This is a genomic window from Streptomyces sp. NPDC051776, assembly GCF_040681345.1.
Classification (GTDB): domain Bacteria; phylum Actinomycetota; class Actinomycetes; order Streptomycetales; family Streptomycetaceae; genus Streptomyces.
Genome location: NZ_JBFAYQ010000026.1, coordinates 38,501 through 62,360, shown reverse-complemented (window position 1 = coordinate 62,360; position 23,860 = coordinate 38,501). Strand labels below are relative to the sequence as shown.

Annotated in this window: 17 protein-coding genes; 10 read left to right on the top strand and 7 right to left on the bottom strand. The window is 71.1% G+C overall.

The window, feature by feature from the left end; genetic code table 11:
- Window positions 1–686 precede the first annotated feature (686 nt).
- The 3 genes from AB0M26_RS20400 (at window position 687) to AB0M26_RS20390 (ending at window position 3,656) form a co-directional block, all read left to right on the top strand.
- Window positions 687–1,649, top strand: a complete 963-nt coding sequence (locus AB0M26_RS20400) for a hypothetical protein (RefSeq protein ID WP_365263042.1) — start codon at window positions 687–689, stop codon at window positions 1,647–1,649.
- A gap of 273 nt (window positions 1,650–1,922) precedes the next feature.
- Entirely contained in the window at window positions 1,923–2,840 is a 918-nt protein-coding gene (locus tag AB0M26_RS20395) for an ATP-binding cassette domain-containing protein (RefSeq protein ID WP_365263149.1), read from the top strand.
- Window positions 2,841–2,909: 69 nt separating this feature from the next.
- On the top strand, window positions 2,910–3,656 hold the full coding sequence (locus AB0M26_RS20390) for a hypothetical protein (protein ID WP_365263038.1): 747 nt from the start codon (window positions 2,910–2,912) through the stop codon (window positions 3,654–3,656).
- Between the two features lie 171 nt (window positions 3,657–3,827).
- Here AB0M26_RS20390 and AB0M26_RS20385 read toward each other — a convergent pair whose 3' ends face one another.
- Both AB0M26_RS20385 and AB0M26_RS20380 read right to left on the bottom strand, forming a co-directional pair.
- A complete protein-coding gene (locus AB0M26_RS20385; RefSeq protein WP_365263035.1) occupies window positions 3,828–4,484 on the bottom strand; it encodes a response regulator transcription factor in 657 nt (218 codons plus the stop codon).
- Entirely contained in the window at window positions 4,481–5,599 is a 1,119-nt protein-coding gene (locus AB0M26_RS20380; protein ID WP_365263032.1) for a histidine kinase, read from the bottom strand. The genes AB0M26_RS20385 and AB0M26_RS20380 overlap by 4 nt, the downstream gene beginning before the upstream one ends.
- Before the next feature lie 211 nt (window positions 5,600–5,810).
- On the opposite strand from AB0M26_RS20380, the gene AB0M26_RS20375 reads away from it, so the two are divergent.
- Window positions 5,811–6,770, top strand: coding sequence for a carbohydrate kinase (locus AB0M26_RS20375; protein WP_365263029.1), 960 nt, complete (start codon window positions 5,811–5,813; stop codon window positions 6,768–6,770).
- Between the two features lie 514 nt (window positions 6,771–7,284).
- On the opposite strand, the gene uvrA is transcribed toward AB0M26_RS20375, so the two are convergent.
- A complete protein-coding gene (uvrA, locus tag AB0M26_RS20370) occupies window positions 7,285–10,314 on the bottom strand; it encodes an excinuclease ABC subunit UvrA (protein WP_365263026.1) in 3,030 nt (1,009 codons plus the stop codon).
- Between the two features lie 176 nt (window positions 10,315–10,490).
- On the opposite strand from uvrA, the gene AB0M26_RS20365 reads away from it, so the two are divergent.
- The 4 genes from AB0M26_RS20365 (at window position 10,491) to AB0M26_RS20350 (ending at window position 14,732) form a co-directional block, all read left to right on the top strand.
- A complete protein-coding gene (locus AB0M26_RS20365) occupies window positions 10,491–11,291 on the top strand; it encodes a maleylpyruvate isomerase family mycothiol-dependent enzyme (protein WP_365263023.1) in 801 nt (266 codons plus the stop codon).
- Between the two features lie 4 nt (window positions 11,292–11,295).
- Window positions 11,296–11,952, top strand: coding sequence for an MBL fold metallo-hydrolase (locus AB0M26_RS20360; RefSeq protein ID WP_365263020.1), 657 nt, complete (start codon window positions 11,296–11,298; stop codon window positions 11,950–11,952).
- Between the two features lie 145 nt (window positions 11,953–12,097).
- Window positions 12,098–13,144, top strand: coding sequence for a S66 peptidase family protein (locus AB0M26_RS20355; protein ID WP_365263017.1), 1,047 nt, complete (start codon window positions 12,098–12,100; stop codon window positions 13,142–13,144).
- A 301-nt stretch (window positions 13,145–13,445) separates the two neighbouring features.
- Window positions 13,446–14,732, top strand: coding sequence for an MFS transporter (locus AB0M26_RS20350; RefSeq protein WP_365263014.1), 1,287 nt, complete (start codon window positions 13,446–13,448; stop codon window positions 14,730–14,732).
- Window positions 14,733–15,332: 600 nt separating this feature from the next.
- On the opposite strand, the gene AB0M26_RS20345 is transcribed toward AB0M26_RS20350, so the two are convergent.
- The 4 genes from AB0M26_RS20345 to uvrB form a co-directional block, all read right to left on the bottom strand.
- Complete coding sequence (locus tag AB0M26_RS20345) at window positions 15,333–16,421, bottom strand: TerC family protein (RefSeq protein WP_365263011.1); 1,089 nt, start codon at window positions 16,419–16,421, stop codon at window positions 15,333–15,335.
- A 222-nt stretch (window positions 16,422–16,643) separates the two neighbouring features.
- Complete coding sequence (locus tag AB0M26_RS20340; RefSeq protein WP_365263008.1) at window positions 16,644–18,599, bottom strand: TerD family protein; 1,956 nt, start codon at window positions 18,597–18,599, stop codon at window positions 16,644–16,646.
- Between the two features lie 200 nt (window positions 18,600–18,799).
- Window positions 18,800–19,378, bottom strand: a complete 579-nt coding sequence (locus AB0M26_RS20335) for a TerD family protein (protein ID WP_365263006.1) — start codon at window positions 19,376–19,378, stop codon at window positions 18,800–18,802.
- A gap of 131 nt (window positions 19,379–19,509) precedes the next feature.
- Window positions 19,510–21,660 (bottom strand): excinuclease ABC subunit UvrB, encoded by a 2,151-nt coding sequence (uvrB, locus tag AB0M26_RS20330; protein WP_365263003.1) that lies wholly within the window; start codon window positions 21,658–21,660, stop codon window positions 19,510–19,512.
- A gap of 234 nt (window positions 21,661–21,894) precedes the next feature.
- On the opposite strand from uvrB, the gene AB0M26_RS20325 reads away from it, so the two are divergent.
- Together AB0M26_RS20325 and AB0M26_RS20320 are read left to right on the top strand one after the other, a co-directional pair.
- A complete protein-coding gene (locus AB0M26_RS20325) occupies window positions 21,895–22,827 on the top strand; it encodes a glycerophosphodiester phosphodiesterase family protein (RefSeq protein WP_365263000.1) in 933 nt (310 codons plus the stop codon).
- A 199-nt stretch (window positions 22,828–23,026) separates the two neighbouring features.
- Window positions 23,027–23,599 (top strand): methylated-DNA--[protein]-cysteine S-methyltransferase, encoded by a 573-nt coding sequence (locus AB0M26_RS20320; RefSeq protein ID WP_365262997.1) that lies wholly within the window; start codon window positions 23,027–23,029, stop codon window positions 23,597–23,599.
- Window positions 23,600–23,860 lie beyond the last annotated feature (261 nt).

Below are 23,860 nucleotides of genomic sequence, written 5' to 3'. Positions count from 1 at the left end.
AAGACGGGGAGGGAGCCGGGGGGCGCACCGGTGTGTGAACCCACGCTGCGTACCGGTGCGCGTACCGGCGTGAGCGAAGAAACGGGAGAGCGTGTCCAGCATCTCCGGCGCACGCGCGGCGTCGAGCGCGCTTCAGTGCTCCCGGCCGCGGGTGCGGAGGGGCGCGGAGGGGCGGATGCTCCGGCCTGGCGCGGTGTGGACCTGGGCCGGCGGCGCGAAGCCGATGAGCGCGGCCGCGACGACGAGAGCGGCACCCGCCCGGTGGCCGTGGTTCCGGCAGGTGTGCCAGTGTGCTCGCCGCAGCGGCCGGCGGAGCGATGACAGGGACCAGCGCGGCCGCAGCGGTGACGAGAACGGCCCGGGTGAGCCGTCTGCGACCGGGCGGCCGAGCCCGGCGGAGTCGTGGAACAGCAGTGGACATCGCGATCCTCCTGAAGGTGTGGGGTGGAGGGAGGAGCGCGTCCGGACGCCGAGCAGGAGCATCGGACGCAATGTCCGGCGTGGGTCAACGGGTGCGAATCCGGGGGGGCGCAGGGGTGTGAACGGCACTGGCCGGATGTGAACATCAGAGCTACGGCGAGCTGCGACAGGCTCGTCAGTACCGCGTGCAGGGGCGCACCCGGTTGTGAACATTCACCGCGCGCCCGCGCATCGCTGCGCCAGGGACGCACCGAAGGGTGGAACCCATGGCGCAGAGCAGCTCGCAGAGCCATGCGCAGCGGAGCGCGGCCGAACGCGAGCTGGAACAGGCCCTGGCCACCGGTCCGTTCCCGCTCGCCCTGCGCACGGCATTGTCGGTTCGCGGGCTGCCACTGCACCGCGTAAAGCACCGGCTGGCCCAGCGCGGCGTCACGATCGGTGTGACAAGCCTGAGTTACTGGCAGCAGGGAGCGAGGCGCCCGCAGCGGCCCGAGTCGCTGCGCGCGGTCCGCGTACTGGAGGAAGTGCTCGACCTTCCGGCGCGTTCGCTGGCACGGCTGCTCGAACCGGCGTCCGGGCGGTGCGGGGGCCCTGAGCGGCCGGCGGCCCGCTCGTACCGCACGCTGAAAGAGTCCTCCTCGGAGCTCGAGCGGATCCTCGCCGCGCTCGGATCACCGGTGGACGGCGGACTGCACACCGTCGCCCACCACGAGCGCGTACGCCTCGGTCCGCGGCGCGAACTGCTCACGCGCAACTCCCAGCAGGTCGTACGCGCGCACCGGGAGGGGGTGGACCGTTACCTCGCCATCCACTACGGCGACGCGGGATGGGCCCGCGAGCACGTGGCCGTACACGCGACCGAGAACTGTCGGGTGGGGCGGGTGCGTTGGCACGCCGGGTCGGGCGTCATGGTCGCGGAGCTGCTGTTCGAAACCCGGCTGCGGTCCGGGGAGACCTTCGTCTTCGGGTACGGCTTCGAGGACGGCACGGGCGGGACGAGCACCGAGCACGTCCGTGGCTTCACGCTCGCCGACGGTCAGTACATGCTGCAGGTGCGGTTCGACGACGCGGCGCTGCCGGTCCGCTGCCACCGCTTCGCCCAGACGTCGGCGGGGGCACCCCGCACCGGCCGGCAGGAACTGGCACTGAGCAGGCTGAACCGCACGGTGCATCTGGTCGAGCAGCGCGTGCGGCCGGGGCTGCTGGGGATCGGCTGGAACTGGGGCTGATACGGGGCGCCGGCGCGGTTCGCACGACAGGCTTTACGCGGGCTCGCCTCCCGGGCACGCGTGCGTGCGTACCCACGCACGGGCAGGCCCGCGAGTGCCCGGCCCGAGCTCCCCCGTCGTCCCTCGGACGGACTCGGATCCCGACCAACGGATGAACGAACCGTCGACTTCCGGGCGTCCCGGCAGGAACCTCCGCCTGCCTACGGTGCTCCCGGTCCGGACGCGAACAGCCGCTTCCGGACCCGAGGAAGGGAGCGCGTGTTGAGCGCAGCGATGCTGGAGGCCCGGGGCCTGACCAAGTTCTACGGCGGGAAGGGAGCTGTGGAGGATCTGTCGTTCACGGTCCGCCCCGGCCGGGTCACCGGCTTCCTCGGGCCGAACGGCGCGGGCAAGTCGACGACCATGCGGCTGTTCCTGGGCCTCGACCGCGCGGACGCGGGCCGGGCACTCGTCCAGGGCCGCCCCTTCCACGCACTGCGGTATCCGCTGCGCGAGGTCGGCGCGGTGCTCGACTCCAAGGCCGTACACCCCGGCCGCACCGCGTACGGCCACCTCCTGGGGCTCGCGAGCAGCAACGGGATCACGCGCCGCCGCGTCGACGAGGTCCTGGAGATCACCGGGCTCACGAGCGTCGCACGGCAGCGGGTGGGCGGCTTCTCCCTCGGGATGGGACAGCGGCTCGGCATCGCCACCGCCCTCCTCGGCGACCCGCCCGTCCTCCTGCTGGACGAGCCGGTCAACGGCCTCGACCCGGAGGGCGTGCGGTGGATCAGGAATCTGATGAAGGCACTGGCCGCAGAGGGCCGCACGGTGTTCGTCTCCAGCCATCTGATGAGCGAGATGGAGGTGACGGCGGACCACCTCGTGGTGATCGGCCGCGGCCGTCTCATCGCCGACGCCGGTGTAGGCGACTTCATCGAGGCCGGTTCGCAGGGCACGGTCAAGGTCCGCTCCCCGCAGGCCATTCAGCTCGCGGCCCGGCTGCGCGAGGCGGGCGGGCAGGTCACCGCCGACGTCGAAGGCGCGCTGCTCGTGAACGGGCTGGAGTCCGCGCACATCGCGTCGATCGCGTCCCGCTGCGGAGCCGAAGTGCACGAGCTCTCCCCGCAGCGGGCGTCACTGGAGACAGCGTTCATGGAACGCACCGAGCACAGCGTGGAGTACCGCCCCAGCAAGCCGGGGCCGGCCTGAACGCCCACCCCCTCCCCCATCCACTCCCGGCCACCGTTCCGTCCATCCCCCTCGAGGCAGGTCTGTCCGATGTCCCGTCTGATCCTCTCGGAATGGATCAAGTTCCGTACGGTGAACACCACGACGTGGTGCCTGTTCGCCCTCGCCCTCCCGATCCTCGGCGTCGCCGGGCTCGTCGCGGTCGACGAGAAGCCGCGCGGCCCGCTCCCGGTCGAATGGCTGGTGACCCACAGCCAGTTCGGACTGGTGCCCGGCCAGCTCGCGGTCGTGGTCCTGGCCGTCACTGCCGTCGGCAGCGAGTACAGCACGGGGACGATCCGCTCCTCGCTCACCGCCGTACCGTGGCGGGCCCGCTGGCTGGCGGCGAAGGCGGCGGTGCTGGCGCTTGTCGTCCTGACCGCCGGGGTACTGCTGAGCTTCGCCGCATTCGCCGTCGTCCGCGTGTCGGTACCGGAGGTGTCCGGGTCGGTCCTGGATCCGGACGTCCTGCGGGCTCTGGTCGGGGCGGGGCTCTACCTCGGTGCGCTCGCCGTTCTCGGGCTCGGTGTGGCGACGATGCTGCGGAGCACCACCGGAGGGGTGGTGGCGATGTTCACCCTGATCCTCCTCGTGCCGGTCCTCATCGCCCCCACACCGCTGCGCCGGGCCACGGCGTACCTGCCCGGCGTCGCGCCGCCGAGCGCTGGCTGGCCGGTCACACGGGTCGGGCAGACGGTGGACGGACTCGGGACATGGACCGGTTACGGGGTGCTGTGCGCCTGGGCCGTGGCCGCGATGGCGGGTGCGGTGTGGGCGCTGAGCCGGCGCGACGCCTGAACGGGACGGGGCCGGGTCACTGACGGGCCCGGCCCGCGCTCAGTCCGCCCCGGGCGTCCGGAGACCGGCATCCGGAAAGCCCGGCACAAGAAGGGCCCGGCATCAGGAAAGCTCGGCATTGGGAAGCCCGGTATCAGAAAGGCCCGGCATCAGAAAGGCCGGCGTCCTGGCCTAGGTCCGCAGCAGCCCCGCGTCGTGGGCGAGGATCGCCGCCTGAACGCGGTTGGCGCACTGCAACTTGGCCAGTAGCCGCGTCATGTGCGTCTTCACCGTGGCCTCGCTCAAATGCAGCCGGGCGCCGATCTCGGCGTTGGACTGGCCGTCGCCCACGAGGCGGAGCACCTCACGCTCCCGCTCTGTCAGCGCGGAGGTACGGCTTCGCGCGTCCGCCTCCCTCGACGTCTCGCGCGCGGCGAACGTCGAGATCAGGCGGCGGGTCACCGAGGGAGCGAGCAGCGCGTCCCCGTCGTGGACGGTCTTCACCGCCTGTGTGAGGTCGCGGGGACGGGTGTTCTTGAGGAGGAAACCCATCGCACCGGCCTGCAGGGCGGCGTGCACGTACTCGTCCATGTCGAACGTCGTGAGCACCACCACCTTGGGGGCATCCGGGAGTTGCGTGATCTCCCGGGTCGCGCGCAGCCCGTCCATGGCCGGCATGCGGATGTCCATGAGCACGACATCGGGCCGGTGGGCTCGGGTCAGATGCACCGCCTCGGCCCCGTCCCGGGCCTCGGCGACCAGGCTGATCTCCGGGTCGGCCCGGAGGATCATGGCCAGGCCGGTCCGGACGAGGTCCTCGTCGTCCGCGAGCAGAAGGCGGATGCTCATGGCGGTGTTCCTTTTTTCGAGGGGATGACGGCTGAGACCCGGAAGCCGCCGTCGTCCCGTGGGCCGGCCTCGAACGATCCGCCCAGGACCGTGACGCGCTCCCGCAACCCCACCAGTCCGTTGCCGCCGCTGGGGAGGCGGGGGCCAGGGACCCTGGGCGGCACGTCGTTCTCGACGGTGAGATGGAGCGCGTCGGCCGCGTAGCGGAGGTGTACGCGGGCCGAGGCCCCTCCCGCGTGCTTGAGCACATTGGTCAGCGCTTCCTGGACGAGGCGGTACACAGTGCGCTCCGCCGCCAGGTCCAGCGGGCGGGAGGTGCCGGACCGCTCCAGGTCGACCCGCATACCGGTGCCGCGCGACTGCTCCACCAGCGCCGTCAGGTCCTCCAGCGTCGGCTGCGGGGAGCGCGGCGCGTCGTCCTCGTCCGCGTCCGTGGTGCGCAGCACCCCCAGCACCTGCCGCAGTTCGTCGAGCGCCTGGCGGCCGATCTCGCCGATGAGTTCGGCGGTCTCCGCGGTCTTCCGGTCCTCCACCGAGACTTCGAGGGCCCCGGAGTGGATCACCATCAGGCTCACCCGGTGGGCGACCACATCGTGCATCTCGCGCGCGATACGGGTCCGCTCCGCCATGCGCGCCTGCCGGCCGAGCAAGACCTGCTCGCGCTCCAGCCGCTCCGCCTTCTCGCGCAGGCCCTCCAGCATCTGGCGGCGCGTTCCCGCATACATCCCGGCCAGTGCCGGTACGGCAATGAAGAGGCCGAGTCCGTTCACCAGTGAGCCGGGCACACCGTCGACGGGGTGGACGAACACCGCGGTGGCGAGGACGGCCGCAGCGGCCGCCAGGACGGTCAGCAGCAGCGTGCGGCGCCTGCGCCCGTACTTGGCCAGCGAGTACAGGCCCACCGGCAGTACGGGAAAGGTGAGCCCCAGCGGGATGAGGAGGACGGCGACCGCACACAGCTCCACGGGGCGGTGGCGCCGTACGAGGGTCGCGAGCCCCATCACGACCGTCATGCCGAAGAGGACGGCGGGCGGGATGCCCCAGGGGTGGTCGTAGACCATGACCATGGCGGGGACGAGAACACAGCTCAGCGCCACGCCGACGTCGAACAGCATGGCGCGGCGGCTCTCCCACCACAGCGGGCGCGCGGAGGCCGTTCCCCGCAGCGCTCCGGGAAGGCGTATGGCGATGTCGCCCTCCAGCGTGTTTCACAGGTCGGGACCGTGCTGCGGCCCGACCCTACCTGCTGACAGACTCGACGCCACGTGCTCACCGCGGTGAGCTGCAGGACTGTGCACAGGGCAGAGGCAGAGGGAGGACCGGCTGGTGATCGTCATAGCGGGAGAGGCGCTGATAGATCTGGTTCCCGCCGCAGGGGCGGGCGTCGGCCCGGTGACGGATCCCGGGAGCGGGCCGGCCGCGGCGGCCGGGGGCGGTGGTATGCCCGCCCTGCTGCCGCGACGCGGTGGCGGCCCGTACAACACGGCCGTTGCCCTGGGGCGCCTCGGCTCCTCGGTCGCATTCTGCTCGCGGGTCTCGACGGATGTGTTCGGGGGTTCCCTGCTGAGCGGACTGACCACGGATGGGGTGGACGTCTCCCTGGTTCAGCGGGGCCCGGAGCCGACGACGCTGGCAGTGGCCGCGATCGGCACCGACGGCTCGGCGGGCTACGGCTTCTACGTCGAGGGCACGGCCGACCGGCTCTTCGACCTGCCGGGCGCGCTGCCCGAGTCGACGCGCGCGGTGTCGTTCGGCACGTGCTCGCTGATGCTGGAGCCGGGCGCGAGTGCCTACGAGGAGCTGATGCGGCGCGAGGCCGGACGCGGGATCTTCACGGCGCTGGACCCCAACATCCGGGCGTCCCTCATTCCGGACGCGGACGCGTACCGGGCCCGCTTCCGGTCCTGGCTGCCGCACACCGCGTTGCTGAAGCTGTCGGAGGAGGACGCGGACTGGCTCGGCGGTACCCCGAGGGAGTGGCTCGCGGCCGGGCCGTCCGCGGTGGTGCTCACGCACGGGGGCGACGGGCTGCGGGTACGAACCCGCGACGGCGGGGAGTACACGGTGCCGGGCGAAAAGGTGGACGTGGTCGACACGATCGGCGCGGGCGACACGGTGAACGCGGCGCTGCTCCACCGTCTCGGCGAACACGACGCCTTCGTGCCGGGCGCGCTGTCGCGCCTGGGCGAGGAGGAGTGGAAGGACATCCTCGGCTTCGCGGCGCGCGCGGCCGCGATCACCTGCTCCCGCGCGGGCGCGGAACCGCCGTACGCGTCGGAGCTCTGACGGCGCCGGCGCACGGACGGCTCAGCCCACGCGGGGGACGTCGGTGAGTGGAGGCCGACGCCCGGCCGCTCTGCCCCGGGATGACGGTTCTGCTCCCATGACGGTTCTGCTCCCCCGGGGACGTTCCGCTCTCCCCCGGGCGTTCCGCTCACCCCGGGGACGGTTCCACTCTGCCCCTGAGACCGTCCCGCCCTCCCCGGGCGGTCCGCTCACCCTCGGAGACGGTTCCGTTCCACCCCTGAGACGGTTTCGCCCTCCCCGGGGGACGGTTTCCGCTGTACGCCGGGCGTTCCGCCGCCCCTGGAGACGGTTCCGCTCTACCCCAGGACGGTTTCGCCCTCCCCGGGGACCGTTCCGCTCTGCCCCCAGCCCCGGGCGGCATTCGGCTCGCTCCGCACCGAGGGGACGTTCGGCCCGCTCCGCCCCGGGCCCGTCAGCCCGGACCGCCGACGGGGTCCGGGCCGGCTGGTTCGGTCCTGGAGGGCCGGCTGGACTCCGCGCCCCTCCCCGCGCGTCAGGCGCGGCGCGTGCGCGCCGACGACTTTCTCGTTCCGGCTGTCTTCTTCGTGGCGGCCCGCTTCTCGCCCGTGGCGGTCGCGTTCACCGCCTTCGTCCTGGCCGACGACGCCTTCGCGGCCGAGACCTTTTTCGCCGCCGCCTTCTTCGGCTTCGCCGAGCGCTGCTGCGGAACCGCGTCGCTGACCCGCTCCCCCAGCAGATCCCGGAGGAACTTGCCGGTGTGGCTCGCGGGGACCGCCGCGACCTGCTCCGGCGTACCCTCGGCGACCACCAGGCCACCGCCGCTGCCGCCCTCCGGCCCCATGTCGACGATCCAGTCGGCCGTCTTGATCACATCGAGGTTGTGCTCGATGACGATCACGGTGTTGCCCTTGTCGACCAGTCCCGACAGAACGTTGATCAGCTTGCTGATGTCCTCGAAGTGCAGACCGGTCGTGGGCTCGTCCAGGACGTAGACCGTCCGGCCCGTGGAACGCTTCTGAAGTTCGCTGGCGAGCTTCACACGCTGCGCCTCACCGCCGGAGAGCGTCGGTGCGGGCTGGCCGAGGCGGACGTAGCCGAGCCCGACCTCGTTCAGGGTCCGCAGATGACGTGAGATCGTGGGCACCGCCTCGAAGAAGTCGAGCGCCTCCTCGATCGGCATGTCCAGCACCTCGGCGATGGACTTGCCCTTGTAGTGGACCTCCAGGGTCTCCCGGTTGTAACGGGCGCCGTGGCAGACCTCGCACGGGACGTACACGTCCGGGAGGAAGTTCATCTCGATCTTGATGGTGCCGTCGCCCGAGCAGTTCTCGCAGCGGCCGCCCTTGACGTTGAAGGAGAAGCGGCCCGGCAGATAGCCGCGCACCTTCGCCTCCATCGTCTCCGCGAAGAGCTTGCGGACGTGGTCGAAGACGCCGGTGTACGTGGCGGGGTTGGACCGGGGCGTGCGGCCGATGGGCGACTGGTCGACGTGCACCACCTTGTCGACGAGGTCGTCCCCGTCGACACGGGTGTGGCGCCCCGGCACCGTCCTCGCGCCCTGCAGCTCGCGCGCCAGGTGCGTGTAAAGGATGTCGTTGACGAGCGTCGACTTGCCGGAACCCGACACCCCGGTCACGGCGGTGAAGACGCCGAGCGGGAAGGACACGTCGATGTCCTGCAGGTTGTTCTCCCGGGCGCCTCGCACGGTGAGGTGCTTCGTGCCGTTGACCGGCCGCCGGATGTCCGGCGTCGGGATCGCCTTGCGCCCGGCCAGGTACTGCCCGGTCACCGACTTCTCGTTGTCCAGCAGTTCCTTCAGGGGCCCGCTGTGCACGACCTTGCCACCGTGCTCGCCCGCCCCTGGGCCGATGTCCACAACCCAGTCCGACGTCTTGATGGTGTCCTCGTCGTGCTCGACGACGATCAGTGTGTTCCCGAGGTCCCGCAGGCGTACGAGCGTCTCGATCAGGCGGTGGTTGTCGCGCTGGTGGAGTCCGATCGACGGCTCGTCCAGCACGTAGAGCACGCCGACGAGGCCGGAGCCGATCTGCGTCGCCAGCCGGATGCGCTGGGCCTCGCCGCCCGAGAGCGTGCCGGCGGCACGGTTCAGGGACAGATAGTCGAGGCCGACGTCCACCAGGAAGCGGAGCCGCTCGTTGACCTCCTTCAGAACCCGCTCGGCGATCGTCTTCTCCCGTGCCGAGAGCTTCATGTCCCGCAGGAAGTCGGCGCAGTCGCTGATGGACATCGCGGCGACCTCGGCGATCGACTTCCCTTGCAGGGTGACCGCCAGGACGATCGGCTTGAGCCGCGTGCCCTCACAGGTCGGGCAGGGCACCTCGCGCATATAGCCCTCGAAGCGCTCCCGGCTGCTGTCGCTCTCCGCCTCCGAGTGACGCCGCTTCACGAAGGGCACGGCGCCTTCGAACGAGGTGGTGTACGCGCGCTCCCGCCCGTAGCGATTGCGGTAGCGCACCTCGATCTGTGTCCGGTGCCCATTGAGGAGGGCCTTCCGGGCACGCTGCGGCAACCCCTCCCACGGGATGTCGGTGCGGAAGCCCAACTCACCGGCGAGCGCGCCGACGAGCCGGGAGAAGTAGTCCTTGGTGTGACCGTGCGACCAGGGGTGGATGGCGCCCTCGTCGAGGGACTTCTCCGGGTCGGGGACGATCAGCTCGGGGTCGACCTCCATGCGTGTGCCGATACCGGTGCAGTCGGGGCAGGCACCGAAGGGCGAGTTGAAGGAGAAGGACCGCGGCTCCAGCTCCTCGAAAGACAGGTCGTCGTACGGGCAGTAGAGGTGCTCGGAGAACATCCGCTCGCGCTGCGGGTCCTCCTCGTCGAGGTCGACGAAGTCGAGGATGACCATGCCGCCGGAGAGCCCGAGCGCGGTCTCGACGGAGTCCGTGAGCCGCCGCTTGGCGCTCTCCTTGACGGTGAGGCGGTCGACCACCACCTCGATGGTGTGCTTCTCCTGCTTCTTCAGCTTCGGCGGGTCGGCGAGCTGGATCGTCGTCCCGTCGACGCGCGCCCGGCTGTAGCCCTTGGTCTGGAGGTCGGAGAAGAGGTCGACGAACTCGCCCTTGCGCTCGCGCACCAGCGGCGAGAGGACCTGGAAGCGGCTGCCCGCCTCCAGACCCAGCACCTTGTCGACGATCGCCTGCGGCGACTGCCGCGAGATGGGACGGCCGCACGCGGGGCAGTGCGGCTTGCCGATACGGGCGAAGAGCAGCCGGAGGTAGTCGTAGACCTCCGTGATCGTGCCGACCGTCGAGCGCGGATTGCGCGAGGTCGACTTCTGGTCGATGGAGACCGCCGGGGACAGGCCCTCGATGAAGTCGACATCGGGCTTGTCCATCTGGCCGAGGAACTGCCGGGCGTACGAGGAGAGGGACTCGACGTACCGCCGCTGCCCCTCGGCGAAGATCGTGTCGAACGCGAGGGAGGACTTGCCGGAGCCCGACAGGCCCGTGAAGACGATGAGGGAGTCCCGGGGCAGGTCGAGCGAGACATTCCTCAGGTTGTGCTCGCGAGCGCCACGGACGATGAGACGGTCGGCCACGCCGGTCGGGACCTTTCTTGAGAGAAGCGGAGATGCGCCGCACCCCCGGTCAAGCGTATGGGGGACGCCACGGCGACGTCTTCCTGATACCGGATCGAGCTTATAGCACGCACATTCGATTTAGGTCGCCGTTGGCCCTCCTTCACCCGAACGTGTGGCGGCGATAGCGTCGGCCCATGACCGATCATGGGATCGACCCCATCAAGGACATGGCCGCCGTGCGGGAGGCCACCGACCGCCTGCTCGTCACCGCTCGCGGGCTCGACGACGCGGCCCTCCGCGAGCCCTCCCGGCTCACCGGCTGGACACGCGGCCATGTGCTCGCCCATATCGCCCGGAACGCGGATGCGCTGCTCAATGTCCTCACCGCGGCTCGCACCGGCACCCACGTACCGATGTACGCGAGCGCCGAGAGCCGGACCGCGGACATCGAGCGCGACGCACCCCGCCCCCTCGGTACCCAGATCCAGGACCTGGCCGCCAGTGCGGAACGTTTCAACAACGAAGCCGCCGCACTTCATTCCGCGGCGTGGCCGCGGACGGTCGAGCTCCGCAACGGCGTCACCGACGTCGCTGCACGGGTCCCCTTCCGCCGCCTGATCGAGGTCGAACTGCACCACGTCGATCTCGGTGCCGGCTGCACCGTCGCGGACCTGCCGGCCTCGTTCGTCGACCGCGACCTGGAGTACGTGGCAGGGGAGCGTTTCGCAGGCCGCGCGGACGTCCCCGCCCTCGTCATCCGCGTCGATGACGGCCGTTCGTGGCGTACGGGCCGCGGGGCGGGAGGGTCCGGTGGGACGGATGAGGCCGACGACTCCGGTGCCGCCCCTGACGCCGGTGAGGCCGGTGAGGCCGGTGAGCCGACCATCGTCAGCGGATCCCCGGCCGCCCTGCTCGGCTGGCTCACGGGCCGCTCGGACGGCGCCGCTCTCGACGCGGGCGGCTCGGCCCTGCCCGCCCTTCCCCCACTAGGCTGACGACATGACCTACAGCGGAGTGGTGACGGTCGGCGGACCCGCGGATGTGCACGAGCTCACGGACCTGATGATCTCCAAGGTGGCCGTGGGCCCCATGGAGAACAATGCCTATCTGCTGCGCTGTCGCGCCACGGACGTGCAGTTGCTCATCGATGCGGCGAACGAGCCGCGGACCCTGCTGAATCTCATCGGGGACGGCGGCATCGCCTCCGTCGTCACCACCCACCGGCACGGCGACCACTGGCAGGCCCTGGCCGAGGTCGTGGAGGCCACCGGCGCGCGGACCTACGCGGGCCGCCACGATGCGGTGGGCATTCCCGTGGAGACGGACGTCCTGGTCGACGACGGCGATATCATCCGCGTCGGCAGGGTCGAGCTGACGGCGCGCCATCTGGTCGGGCACACACCGGGCAGCATCGCCCTGATCTACGACGACCCGCACGGTCATGCGCATGTCTTCACCGGCGACTGCCTGTTCCCGGGTGGTGTCGGCAACACCCACGACGACCCGGAGGCGTTCGCCAGCCTCCTCCACGACGTGGAGACCAAGCTCTTCGACCAACTCCCGGACGAGACCTGGGTCTACCCCGGGCACGGCAACGACACCACGCTCGGTGCCGAGCGCCCCAACCTGCCGGACTGGCGCAAGCGCGGCTGGTAGGACCGCGCCGCGGGGGCCGGGGCCGTCGGCGGTACGAGCCCCGCTCTCGCCCCCGGCCCGCGGACGTCCGGCGTCCGCGGCGTCCCTGGGTGACCACGCCGGAAACCGGATGCCACCCCCGTTCCGGCGTGGCTATTCTCCGGTGATGCCGACCCTCGCGTACCCGCCGAAGCCCCGCCCCGGCGACCGTATCGCCGTCATCTCGCCGTCCTCGGGCCTGCCCGGCGTGCTGCCGCTGCCGTACGAACTCGGCCTCGAGCGGCTGGAGAAGGACTTCGGGCTCGTGCCGGTGGAGTATCCGGGCACGCGCCGCATGAACTCCACGCCGCGGCAGCGGGCGGACGACATCCATGCGGCTTTCGGCGATGCGTCCGTCGCCGCCGTCATGGCCAGCATCGGCGGCGACGACCAGATCTCCGTGCTGCCGCTGCTCGACCGCGCGCTGCTGAGCGCCCACCCCAAGCCGTTCTTCGGATTCAGCGACAACACCAATCTGCTCGCCTTTCTGTGGAACAGCGGCATCGTCGGCTACCACGGCGCGAGCGTGATGACGGAACTGGGCCGCCCCGGGGCGATGCACCCGCTGACCGCCGGCTCGCTGCGCGCCGCGCTGTTCACCTCCGGGCCGTACGACCTGACTCCGGTGGACCGGTACGGGGACGAGGTGACCGACTGGGCCGACCCGCAGACCTTCGCCGCCGAGCCGCTGCTACGGCCGTGCGACAGCTGGTGGTGGCATCGGCCTGAGCCGATCGTCGAGGGCGCGAGCTGGGGAGGCAACCTCGAAACCCTCTCCCGGATGCTGACGGCCGGCCGCGAGATCCAGCGGGACACCGCCGCCTACGACGGCTGCGTCCTCTTCCTGGAGACCTCTGAGGAACTGCCCGCAGCGGAGGAGGTCTTCGGCATTCTCCGCGCCATGGGCGAGAGGGGCCTCCTCCAGCGGTTCCCCGCGCTGCTGATGGGGCGCGCCAAGGCCTGGTCACTGGAGAAGAGGAACGACCCGGAGACGAAGGCGGGTTACGCGCGCGAGCAGCGCGCGGCGGTCCTGCGGGCGCTCGAGGCGTACGCCCCGGAGACCATGGCGGTCTTCGACGTGGACCTGGGACACACGGATCCGCAGCAGGTCATCCCGTACGGCGGCCGCATTCGCGTCGACGGCCCGGCGCGCCGAATCACGGTCACCTACTGACCGCGCGGGCCCCCGTCCCGGGTCGGGGAGACGGCACGGGCGCCGGGCGGACACCGGCCGGCGCCCGTGCCTCCGCGCGCCCGGTAACCGGTCCGGTCGGCGCCTCGTTGGGCGCAGCGTGGATGATCACCGCACAGCAGCCGGCCCCGCGTCGGACACGCCTGCGCCCGCAGCCGGCCCCGCATCGGACACGCCTGCGCCCGCAGCCGGCCCCGCATCGGACACGCCTGCGCCCGCAGCCGGCCCCGCGTCGGACACGCCTGCGCCGGACCACCCGGGGAAGGCACCGGCGAGACCGTCGATGCGGCGTCTGGCAGCCGCGTCGCTGGCAGGCACGGCCATCGAGTTCTACGACTTCTTCGTCTACGGCACGGCCGCGGCCCTGGTCCTGGGACCGCTGTTCTTCCCGGCATTCTCCCCACTGGCGGGCACGCTGGCGGCCTTCGGGACGTTCGCCGTCGGGTTCGTGTCCCGCCCTTTGGGCTCGGTCTTGTTCGGGCACATCGGGGACCGTCACGGTCGGCGGCCCGTTCTCGTCGCGTCCCTCCTTCTCACGGGCATCGCGACCGTGAGCGTCGGATGCGTCCCGTCGTACGCCTCGATCGGCACCGCCGCTCCCGTGCTGCTGATCGCCCTGCGCTTTCTGCAGGGTCTGGGGCTGGGCGGCGAGTGGGGCGGCGCGGTGCTGCTGGCCGTCGAGCACGCGCCCGAGCGGCGGCGCGCCCTGTGGTCGAGTTTTCCGCAGATGGGCCCGCCGGTGGGCTTTCTGCTGGCGAACGGGGTGATGCTGGCGCTGTCCGCCCTGCTCACGGACGCGGAGTTCCGCTCCTGGGGCTGGCGGGTGCCGTTCTGGGCGGCCGGTCTGCTGGCGCTGGCCGGGCTGCTGCTGCGCGCCTCGCTCGCCGAGAGCCCGCAGTTCGAGGAACTGGCGGAACGAGGTGCGCGTTCCCGTGCCCCGCTCGCCGAAGTGCTCCGTGATCATTGGCGGTTGGTGCTGCTGACGGCCGGGGCGCTCGCCGTCGGGTACGCCGTCTTCTATGCCGTGACGACGTGGTCCCTCGCCTACGCGACGGAGCGGCTGGGGGTGAGCCGGACCGTCATGCTGGGGTGCATCATGGCCGCGGTGGCCGTCAAGGGGGTATGCACGCCATTCTTGGCGGCGCTCGGCGACCGCTACGGGCGGCGGCTCATGTGCCTGGCCGGGTGCGCCGCTTCGGCGCTGTGGATGTTCCCGCTGATCTCGTTGCTCGGCACGGGCGAACCGTTGCTCATGTTCCTGGGCGTCCTCGGCGCGCTGCTGGCCTTCATCGTCATGTTCTCGGTCGTGGCGGCGTATCTCCCCGAGTTGTACGAGGCACGGGTGCGGTGCACGGGTGCTGCCGTCGGCTACAACCTGGGGGGCGTTCTGGGCGGTGCGCTCACCCCGGTCGTGGCAACGGCCGCGTCGGACGGGGTGGGACCGCCCTGGGGCGTCGCCGCCTATCTGACGGCGGTGGCGCTGGTGAGCCTGGGCTGTTTCGCGTTGCTGCCGGAGACCCGGCCGGTGGCGGCCGCGGGCGGTGAGGCGGTGGCAGGCACCACGGCGTGAACCCGAACGGGTTACGGCCCCCGGCTGCCGTACGGGCACGAGGGGGCGCCGCGTAGGGGCGCGAGGCGCGCGGGCGCGAGGCGCACGAGCGCATGGAAGCACCCCCGGGCGCGATATGCGCCGCGCACGATCCCTTCGTCACCAGCCCCGCGTCCTCGGCCGCCCCGAAGTCGTCGTCCAACAGGACCACCAATTCGGCGACGAGCGTGATGCGGACGCCGTGCCGTGCAGCCGCTGAGAGCACTCGGTCGATGTCGCGCTGGGGGATCCACGACGGCGGCCGTGTCCGTACCCGGGACCAGATAGCTGCGGTTGCCGAGGCCGGCCGTCTCGAGAGTGTCGATGGGGTGCATGTCGGGGCCTTCCGTCCGGCCTCGTGTACCCCGCGGGAGACGGTCCGCAACGCCCGTACCGCCCCCGGTGGCCCACCGCCCCGAAGCACCGCGGGGCGGCCGGGAAGAACCCCGGCCGCCCCGGATACGGAGGACATCGATACGCCTGCCCCGTCGGCCGTCGAGTACGCCCGGGCGCAGAGCCGGCTCTCCGTCGTCGAGCGGGCCGTCAGGCGCGGAGCCTGCTCTCCGTCGTCGAGCGGGGCCGTCAGGCGTCGAGCCGCTCCTCGCCCCGGCCGCCGGACGCGGACGGCGATCCGCCGCCTGTCGCGGCCTGCGTCCCCGCACCGGACGCACCGGATGCACCGGACGCACCGGACTCCGGCTGCACCTCGACCACCTTCGCCTCGGCCTCCGCCTGCTTCTTCGAGGCACGGAGGCTGGTGATCGTGGTCACGATCAGCACGCCGCAGATCACGGCAAGCGAGACCGGGATGCTGATCTCCGGGACATGGACCCCTGCCTCGTGCAGGGCGTGGAGCACCAGCTTCACGCCGATGAAGCCCAGGATGACCGACAGGCCGTACGACAGGTGGACCAGCTTCTTCAGCAGCCCGCCGATGAGGAAGTAGAGCTGCCGCAGACCCATCAGCGCAAAGGCGTTGGCGGTGAAGACGATGTACGGGTCCTGGGTGAGGCCGAAGATCGCCGGGATGGAGTCCAGCGCGAAGAGGACGTCCGTGGTGCCGATCGCCAGCATGACCACGAGCATCGGGGTCATGATGCGCTTGCCGTTCTTCTGGATGAACAGCTTGGTGCCGTGGTAGCGGTCGGCCACACCGAAACGCTGCTCGGCCGCCTTGAGCAGGCGGTTCTCCTCGTACTCCTCGTCCTCCCCGCCGGAGCGCGCCTCCTGGATGAGCTTCCAGGCGGTCCAGATGAGGAATGCGCCGAAGATGAAGAAGACCCAGGAGAAGCTGGCGATGATGGCCGCGCCCGCCGCGATGAAGACCGCGCGGAGCACCAGGGCTATCAGTACGCCGAAGAGCAGCACGCGCTGCTGGTACTGCGAGGGCACCGAGAACTTCGCCATGATCAGGACGAAGACGAAGAGGTTGTCGACGCTCAGCGACTTCTCGGTGATGAATCCGGCGAAGAACTCGCCCGCGGGCTGCCCGCCCGCGAAGATCAACAGGCCGACGCCGAACAGGACGGCCAGCACGATCCAGACGATCGTCCAGATTCCTGCTTCCTTGATCGATACGTCGTGGGGCTTGCGCCCGATGAAGAAATCGGCCGCGATCAGGGCGCACAGACCACCGATGGTCAGCGCCCACAGGCCCATGGAGATGTCCACTACTCCTCCGGCAGAGTCATACGGCAAAGGTCAGCGTCGTAGCTGCCGGAGGTCTCTTCCACCCGGGGTGCGCACCGCGCGCCGGGCCGACGCCCCGGGACCGCACAGCGGTCCGTACTGACGGGAACGTCGTAGCAGGAGTACTCCCCTCCGCACCCAGAAGAGTACACGCAACACCAAGGAAAGGTAAAGGAATAGGCAAAGGAGCGGTAAGACGGCAGCTCAGCGCCCCCAGGCACGCCGGGCCTCGACCACCTTGCCGAGCACGTGGTGCAGCACGGAGCTGCCGGCCGGGGCCAGCAAGGGCTCATAGGTCCAGGCGTGCCCGACCCAGGGGTCGGCCAGATGATCGTCGGCGACCGGCGTGATCCGCAGCAGCGCCCGCCACAGCGGGTCGAGCACCGGCCCGTAGGCCTGCGCGTCCTCCCGGTCGGCCACCATCATGAGGTGCACGCCCACGGCCGGCCCTTCGTCCGCGAGGTAGCGGAGCTGGGTGACCGCCCGGTCGTCGAAGCCGTGCGGGAAGTCATGGACGATCAGGAGCTGTTCGGCGGTGTCCAGATCGGGCGGCAACGCGTCGGACGCCCCGCCCCGCACGGCCATCTGCACCAGGTCCACACGCTGGGTGAGCCGGGCCAGCACGGCCGCCACACCCCCGGCGCCCGACGCCGGCGGCTCATGGAGCGCGCCGGTGCCGGTCAGCGGCGCGAGTGAGGGCCCGGCGGACCCCGCCGGGTCGATGACATGGACCGTGAACTCGCCCGCAGGGTAAACCGCGAGCATGCGCGCGGCATGGGCGACGGCGGTGTCCATGGCCAGACGGCGCATTTCGGCGGGGTCGGCCAGTGCGCCCTCGCTCGACGCCGCCCGGCCGCTGTCCACCCAGAGCCCACGCTCCAGCGGCAGCCGGACGAGCATGGGGATGCGCAGATCGGGTCGTTCGGGAAGATGGAGGTCCCCCAGGCGCAGGGCCATGGGGATCTCCATGGGCACGCGGTAGCCCTGCCAGACCGGGCTGTCCCAGCGGGCGAAGGCCGGGGGCAGCGCGGGCTCGACGACTTCGGCCTCGGCGACGAGTTGCGCAAGGTCCCGGTCGAGGGCGGCGCGTGCCTGGTCGACGAGCCGGGTGTGCTTGGCGCGGGCCTCGGTGCGCGCCGCGTCGCCCGAGCTGCCGATCCGTGAGCGGGGGTCGGAGAGCACCCGGTCGAGCTCCTGCTCCATCCGCGCATCGGCGAAGTCGACCGCGCTGCGGTAGGCGGCGGTCGTCCGGGCCAGGTCCTCGAACATGCCCCAGACCTGGTTGTAGAGCCGCTCCTCCATGGTCCACCCGGTGGCGTCCCCGGCGACGGGCTGCGCCGGGCGGCCCGGCTCGGCAGGCGGAGCGGCCGGAGGCGGGGAAGGGGGTGCCGCCGGAGTGCGCCCCGGATGCTGGTAGTTGACCGGGCCACCGCCGGTCACGGGCTGTGCGGCCGGTACGGGTGACTGACCCGGTGTCGCTGGTTCCGGACCCGGCGGCGCGGCCCCGGTGACAGCACTGCCGTTGCCCGTGCTGCCGCCCGCCGTGACGGTCCTGAGACGGCCGCCCTCGCCGGACGGCCGGGGTGGTGGCGCCGGTACGGAGCGAGCGATGCCGTCGGCGACGGCCTCGTTGATCGCGGCGGCGAGGTCGGCGGCCTGCGCCAGGCCCTGGTCCTGGAACATGGCGGCCAGCCCGCCCGCGTACCCCTGGCCGACGGCCCGCACCTTCCAGGCCCCTTGCCTGCGGTAGAGCTCGAGGGCGATCACGGCGGACTCGGCGTCGAGTCCGGTGATGGTGTAGCTGGCGACCTCGGTGCCGTCAAGGCCGGTGACGGCGACGAAGGGGGCGGCGAGGCCGGCGAAGCTCACCGGGCCGCCAACCCCGACCGGCAGGGCGAGCAGCACGCTCACCCGGTGGACGGCCGCGGGTATCGCGTCGAGATCGACAGCGAGCCGGTGGTCGGCCGCGGCCTGCTTGGGGACTTCGAGGCCGGGGGTGTTCGGCGAGGCGGGGTGGGCGACCCAGTCGGTGCCGCGGATGTTGCCACGGTCGTCGCTCAGCGTGGCCCCGGCCACGACCGGTTTGCCCGCCGAGACCCGGATCTCCCAACGGGCCCCGGGCAGTGGGTGGTTCTGCCCGCGCACCAGCTCGACCGTCATCGTGCTCCCCCTCGTTGTGTGCTACGTGTCGGTGGTGCTGGTGCGCGCTCCGGTGCCGCGCAGCCGGTACGCCTCCGGTCCGCGCGACTCCGCGGGCACTGCGCGACTCCGCCGGTGCCACGCGGCTCCCGGGGGCGGTGCCTCCGGGAGCCGTCGGTGCTGCGATGGCCGGCGCCGCGTCACCGCGGGCCGGCCTCCGGTCAGAGATGGGGCAGGATCGCCGGCATCAGGTCCTGGAACGTACGGCCGTTGGCGGGATTTCCGACCGCCGTCATCTGCCAGCCGTTCCCTGACCGGTGGACCTTGGCCATGATCTGCGCGGTGTACTGGCCGCCGCCGGTGAGCGTGTAGCGCGCGAGCTCCTGGCCGTTGGACTCGTCGACGAGACGGCAGAAGGCGTTCTGCACCTCGGCGAACGTCTGGCCGGTGAAGGAGTTCACCGTGAAGACGATCTGGTCGATGTGGACCGGGACGCGCTGGAGGTCGACGAGGATGGCCTCGTCGTCGCCGCCCTGTCCGGCACCGCCGACCAGGTTGTCGCCGGTGTGCCGCACGGAACCGTCGTCACTGACGAGGTGACGGAAGAAGACGACGTCCACGGGCTGCTTGTCGGCGAACAGCACGGCCGATGCGTCGAGGTCGATCTCCCGTGTGCGGGAGCCGAACAGTCCGCGCCGGGGAGCCGCCTGCCAGCCCAGGCCCATGCGCACCGCGCTCAGGGTGCCCCCGTCGGACTTCTGCAGGCTGATGCCCTGCCCTTTGGACAAGTTGACGCTCACGCGCTGTCCCCTCTCAACAAATCCATCGCAGCCGCCCTCCCTGTGGCAGCCGCGTCTGAAACCCTACGCACCGGCAAGGACCGGGGTGCACGGGCCGTGCCACTTTGTGGCTTTCTTGCAACAACCGCGGATCAGGACAACCCCGCCTCTCTCATCTGCCTCAGCTCCTTCTTCAGCTCGCCGACTTCGTCCCGCAGACGGGCGGCGACCTCGAACTGCAGATCCGCGGCCGCGGCCCGCATCCGCTCCGTCATCTCCTCGATGAGTTCAGCCAGCTCGGTCGCGGGCCGGTCCGTCAGCACCGCCCCGTCCTTGGCGCCGCCCTTGCCGCCGGCCGCTGCCCTGCCCGTGCCGCGCGCCTTGCCGCCCAGCGCGGGCACCGGAGCCTTCTGCCTGGCCTCCTTGGCCTGGCGGTAGCCCGAGCCCAGCAGTTCCTCGGTGTCGACCTCCTCGCGGGCGATGGTCGCCACGATGTCGTTGATCTTCTTCCGGAGCGGCTGGGGGTCGAGGCCCCGCTCCGTGTTGTACGCGATCTGCTTCTCCCGGCGGCGGTTGGTCTCGTCGATGGCCTTCTCCATCGCCGGGGTCATCTTGTCGGCGTACATGTGCACCTGGCCGGAGACATTGCGCGCGGCCCGGCCGATGGTCTGGATCAGCGACGTGCCGGACCGCAGGAAGCCCTCCTTGTCGGCGTCGAGGATGGCCACGAGCGAGACCTCGGGCAGGTCGAGCCCCTCGCGCAGCAGGTTGATGCCGACCAGGACGTCGAACTCGCCGGACCGCAGCTCGCGCAGCAGCTCCACACGGCGGAGCGTGTCGACGTCGCTGTGCAGATAGCGGACCCGGATGCCGAGCTCCAGGAAGTAGTCGGTCAAATCCTCGGCCATCTTCTTGGTCAGCGTGGTGACCAGGATGCGCTCGTCCTTCTCCGCGCGGGTGCGGATCTCATGCACGAGGTCGTCGATCTGACCCTCGGTGGACTTGACGACCACCTCGGGATCGACGAGCCCGGTGGGGCGGATGATCTGCTCGACCACGTCGCCGCCGGAGCGTGACAGCTCGTACTGCCCCGGGGTGGCGGACAGGTAGACGGTCTGGTCGATGCGGTGCAGGAACTCCTCCCACTTCAGCGGGCGGTTGTCCATGGCGGAGGGCAGCCGGAAACCGTGGTCGACCAGTGTCCGCTTGCGGGAGGCGTCGCCCTCGTACATCGCGCCGATCTGCGGCACCGTGACATGGGACTCGTCGATAACCAGGACGAAGTCCTCGGGGAAATAGTCGAGCAGGGTGTGCGGTGCCGAGCCCGTCTCACGGTCGTCGATGTGCAGCGAGTAGTTCTCGATGCCGGAGCAGCTGCCGATCTGCCGCATCATCTCGATGTCGTATGTGGTGCGCATGCGCAGCCGCTGCGCCTCCAGCAGCTTGCCCTGCTTCTCGAGCTCGGCCAGCCGCGCCTCCAGCTCGGCCTCGATGCCGGCGATGGCCCGCTCCATCCGCTCGGGCCCCGCGATGTAGTGGCTGGCCGGGAAGACGTAGAGCTGGTCGTCCTCGCTCATGACCTCGCCGGTGACCGGGTGGAGCGTGGAGAGTGCCTCGATCTCGTCGCCGAACATCTCGATACGAACGGCCAGCTCCTCATAGACCGGGAAGATCTCGATGGTGTCGCCCCGCACCCGGAAGGTGCCCCGGGTGAAGGCCAGGTCGTTGCGGGTGTACTGGATGTCGACGAAGCGGCGCAGCAGCGCGTCGCGGTCGATCTCCTGGCCGACCTCCAGCGGGACCATGCGGTCCACGTACTCCTGCGGGGTACCCAGGCCGTAGATGCAGGAGACGGAGGCGACCACGACCACATCGCGCCGGGTGAGCAGGGAGTTCGTCGCCGAGTGGCGGAGGCGCTCGACCTCTTCGTTGATCGAGGAGTCCTTCTCAATGTAGGTGTCCGACTGCGGGACGTACGCCTCCGGCTGGTAGTAGTCGTAGTACGACACGAAGTACTCGACGGCGTTGTTGGGCAGGAGCTCGCGGAACTCGTTCGCGAGCTGGGCCGCGAGCGTCTTGTTCGGAGCGAGCACGAGCGTCGGCCGCTGGAGCCTCTCGATCATCCAGGCGGTGGTCGCCGACTTGCCGGTGCCGGTGGCGCCCAGCAGCACGACGTCCTTCTCACCGGTCTTGATTCGCCGCTCCAGCTCGGTGATCGCGGTCGGCTGGTCACCGCTCGGCTGGTAGGGGCTGATGACCTCGAAGGGCGCCATGGTGCGTTCGATGTGGGATACGGGCCGCATGGCATCCACCGTACGACTCGCCACTGACAACGGACGCCGGAGCACTCGAGGGGGCGCCCAGGGCGCGTACGAGGGGCGCTCGGGGGCGCGCCGGGACAGCGCCGCGAGTGGTTTGCCGCACTCCGCATTTCCTGAGGTGTCCCGTTCAACTTTTGGCCATTCTGCGCCTGTCCCCCGTTGGGACCCGACTGGGACTCTCCTCGCGTCCGTGCACTGCCGACGCGAGGAGTCCATGTGCATACACGCGCTGTCGCCGCCGCTCTTGGTGCGCTTCTGGGGTTCTCCGCTCTGATCGTCCCGACATCCACGGCGCACGCCGCCGAGAAGGACCACGGCCCTGTGGTCGTGGCGCACCGCGGCGCATCGGCGTACGCCCCCGAGAACACGCTCGAGGCGGTCGACAAGGCCGACGAGCTCGACACCATCTGGGTGGAGAACGACGTCCAGCGGACCAGGGACGGCGCGTTGGTCGTCATCCACGACACCAATCTCAAGCGCACTACCGACGCGGAGGAGGTCTTCCCGGACCGCTCCCCCTGGAACGTCGCCGACTTCACCCTGGCCGAGATCAAGCGGCTCGACGCCGGGAGCTGGTTCTCCCCGGAGTACGAGGGCGCGCGGGTGCCCACGCTCCGGGAGTACCTGGACCGGGTCGAGGACAACCACCAGAAACTGCTGCTGGAGCTGAAGGCGCCCGAGCTCTACCCGGGCGTCGAGGTCCAGACCCTATGGGTGCTGTTCCGCGAGGGCTGGCTCGACCGGGGCCACGTGCGGAGCAAGCTGATCATCCAGTCGTTCAGCGCGGACGCGATCAGGACGGTCCATCTGTTCCGCCCCGACGTGAAGACGGGATTCCTCGGCACCCCGGCGGTCGCCGACCTCCCGGCGTACGCGGAGTTCACGGACCAGATCAACCCCAGCCACGGGACGGTGAACCCCGACTACGTCAAGGCCGTTCACAGCCTCCGGGGTCCGCACGGGCACTCGCTGGAGCTGTTCACCTGGACGGTGAACGACGGCCCCACCGCAGCCCGCCTGGCCGGGTACGGGGTCGACGGCATCATCACCAACAAGCCCGACGTCGTGCGCGACGCCACCGGGGGCGTCTCCGCGGACACCGGTCCCGGGGCCTCACGCGAACCGGCCGGCGCCACCGCCACGCCGTAGCTCCTGCTCCCGGGAGCCCACGGCGACCCTCGCGGCCGCGCCCCGCCGGGGGCGCGGCCGCACTGCGAGCCGCACCGCGGAACCGCACTGCGGGCCGAACCGCGCCGGAGCCCGGACGGCAGCACGTCGCCGGGGCGGTACGGTCTGCGGTTCCGCCGCGGCGGCGGGAGTGTCGGACCCCGGCACTACGCTCCGGAGCATGACCACCGTGAGCTGGACCGTGACAGCCACCCCGATCGGGCCGCTGCTGCTCGCCGCGACCCCCAGGGGGCTCGTCAGCGTCGTCTTCCACGCCGACGAGGAGACGGCCCGCACGGCACGGGAGCGCCTGGCGGCCCGGCTGGGCGCGGAGCCCGTGGAGGCGGGTGCTGTCCCTGACGGCGGGGCCGCCGGGGACCGCACGGCTGCGGACCGCATCGTGAAGGAGGCGACGGATCAGCTCGGCGCGTACTTCGCCGGCACGCTCCGCACCTTCGGTCTTCCGCTGGACTGGTCGCTGTCCGGCGGCTTCAACCGCCAGGTGCTGCGCGAACTGGCGGACGGCGTCCCGTACGGCACGGTGGTCGGCTACGCGGACCTCGCCGAGCGGGTCGGTGAGCCCGGCGCGGCACGCGCGGTGGGCGTGGCCATGGGGTCCAATCCCCTGCCGGTCGTCGTCCCCTGCCACCGTGTGGTCGAGAGCGACGGCGGCATAGGGGGGTTCGGCGGCGGACTTGAGACCAAGCGCGCCCTGCTCGCCCTCGAAGGCGTGCTGCCGCAGCCGCTGTTCTGAACCGCGTCCGCGGCGCACCGCACGGCGCCGTGCCCGGCATGCCGCGGTGCCCGGCCCGACGGTGCCCTGCTGCGCACCGACCGGGGCACAGAACCGCGCATCGGGTCGACCACCCGGCGCGTGGCCCGCGTTCCGCGCCGTGCCGTGCCCCCGGTCTCGCGATACTCCTGCCCTCCGGGCCCCCCGGCCCAGCCCTTCCGTCCCTTGAGCCCTAGGCCGTGTCTTCTGGATCAGCTCGGGCCGCGACATCTGGCACGGCAC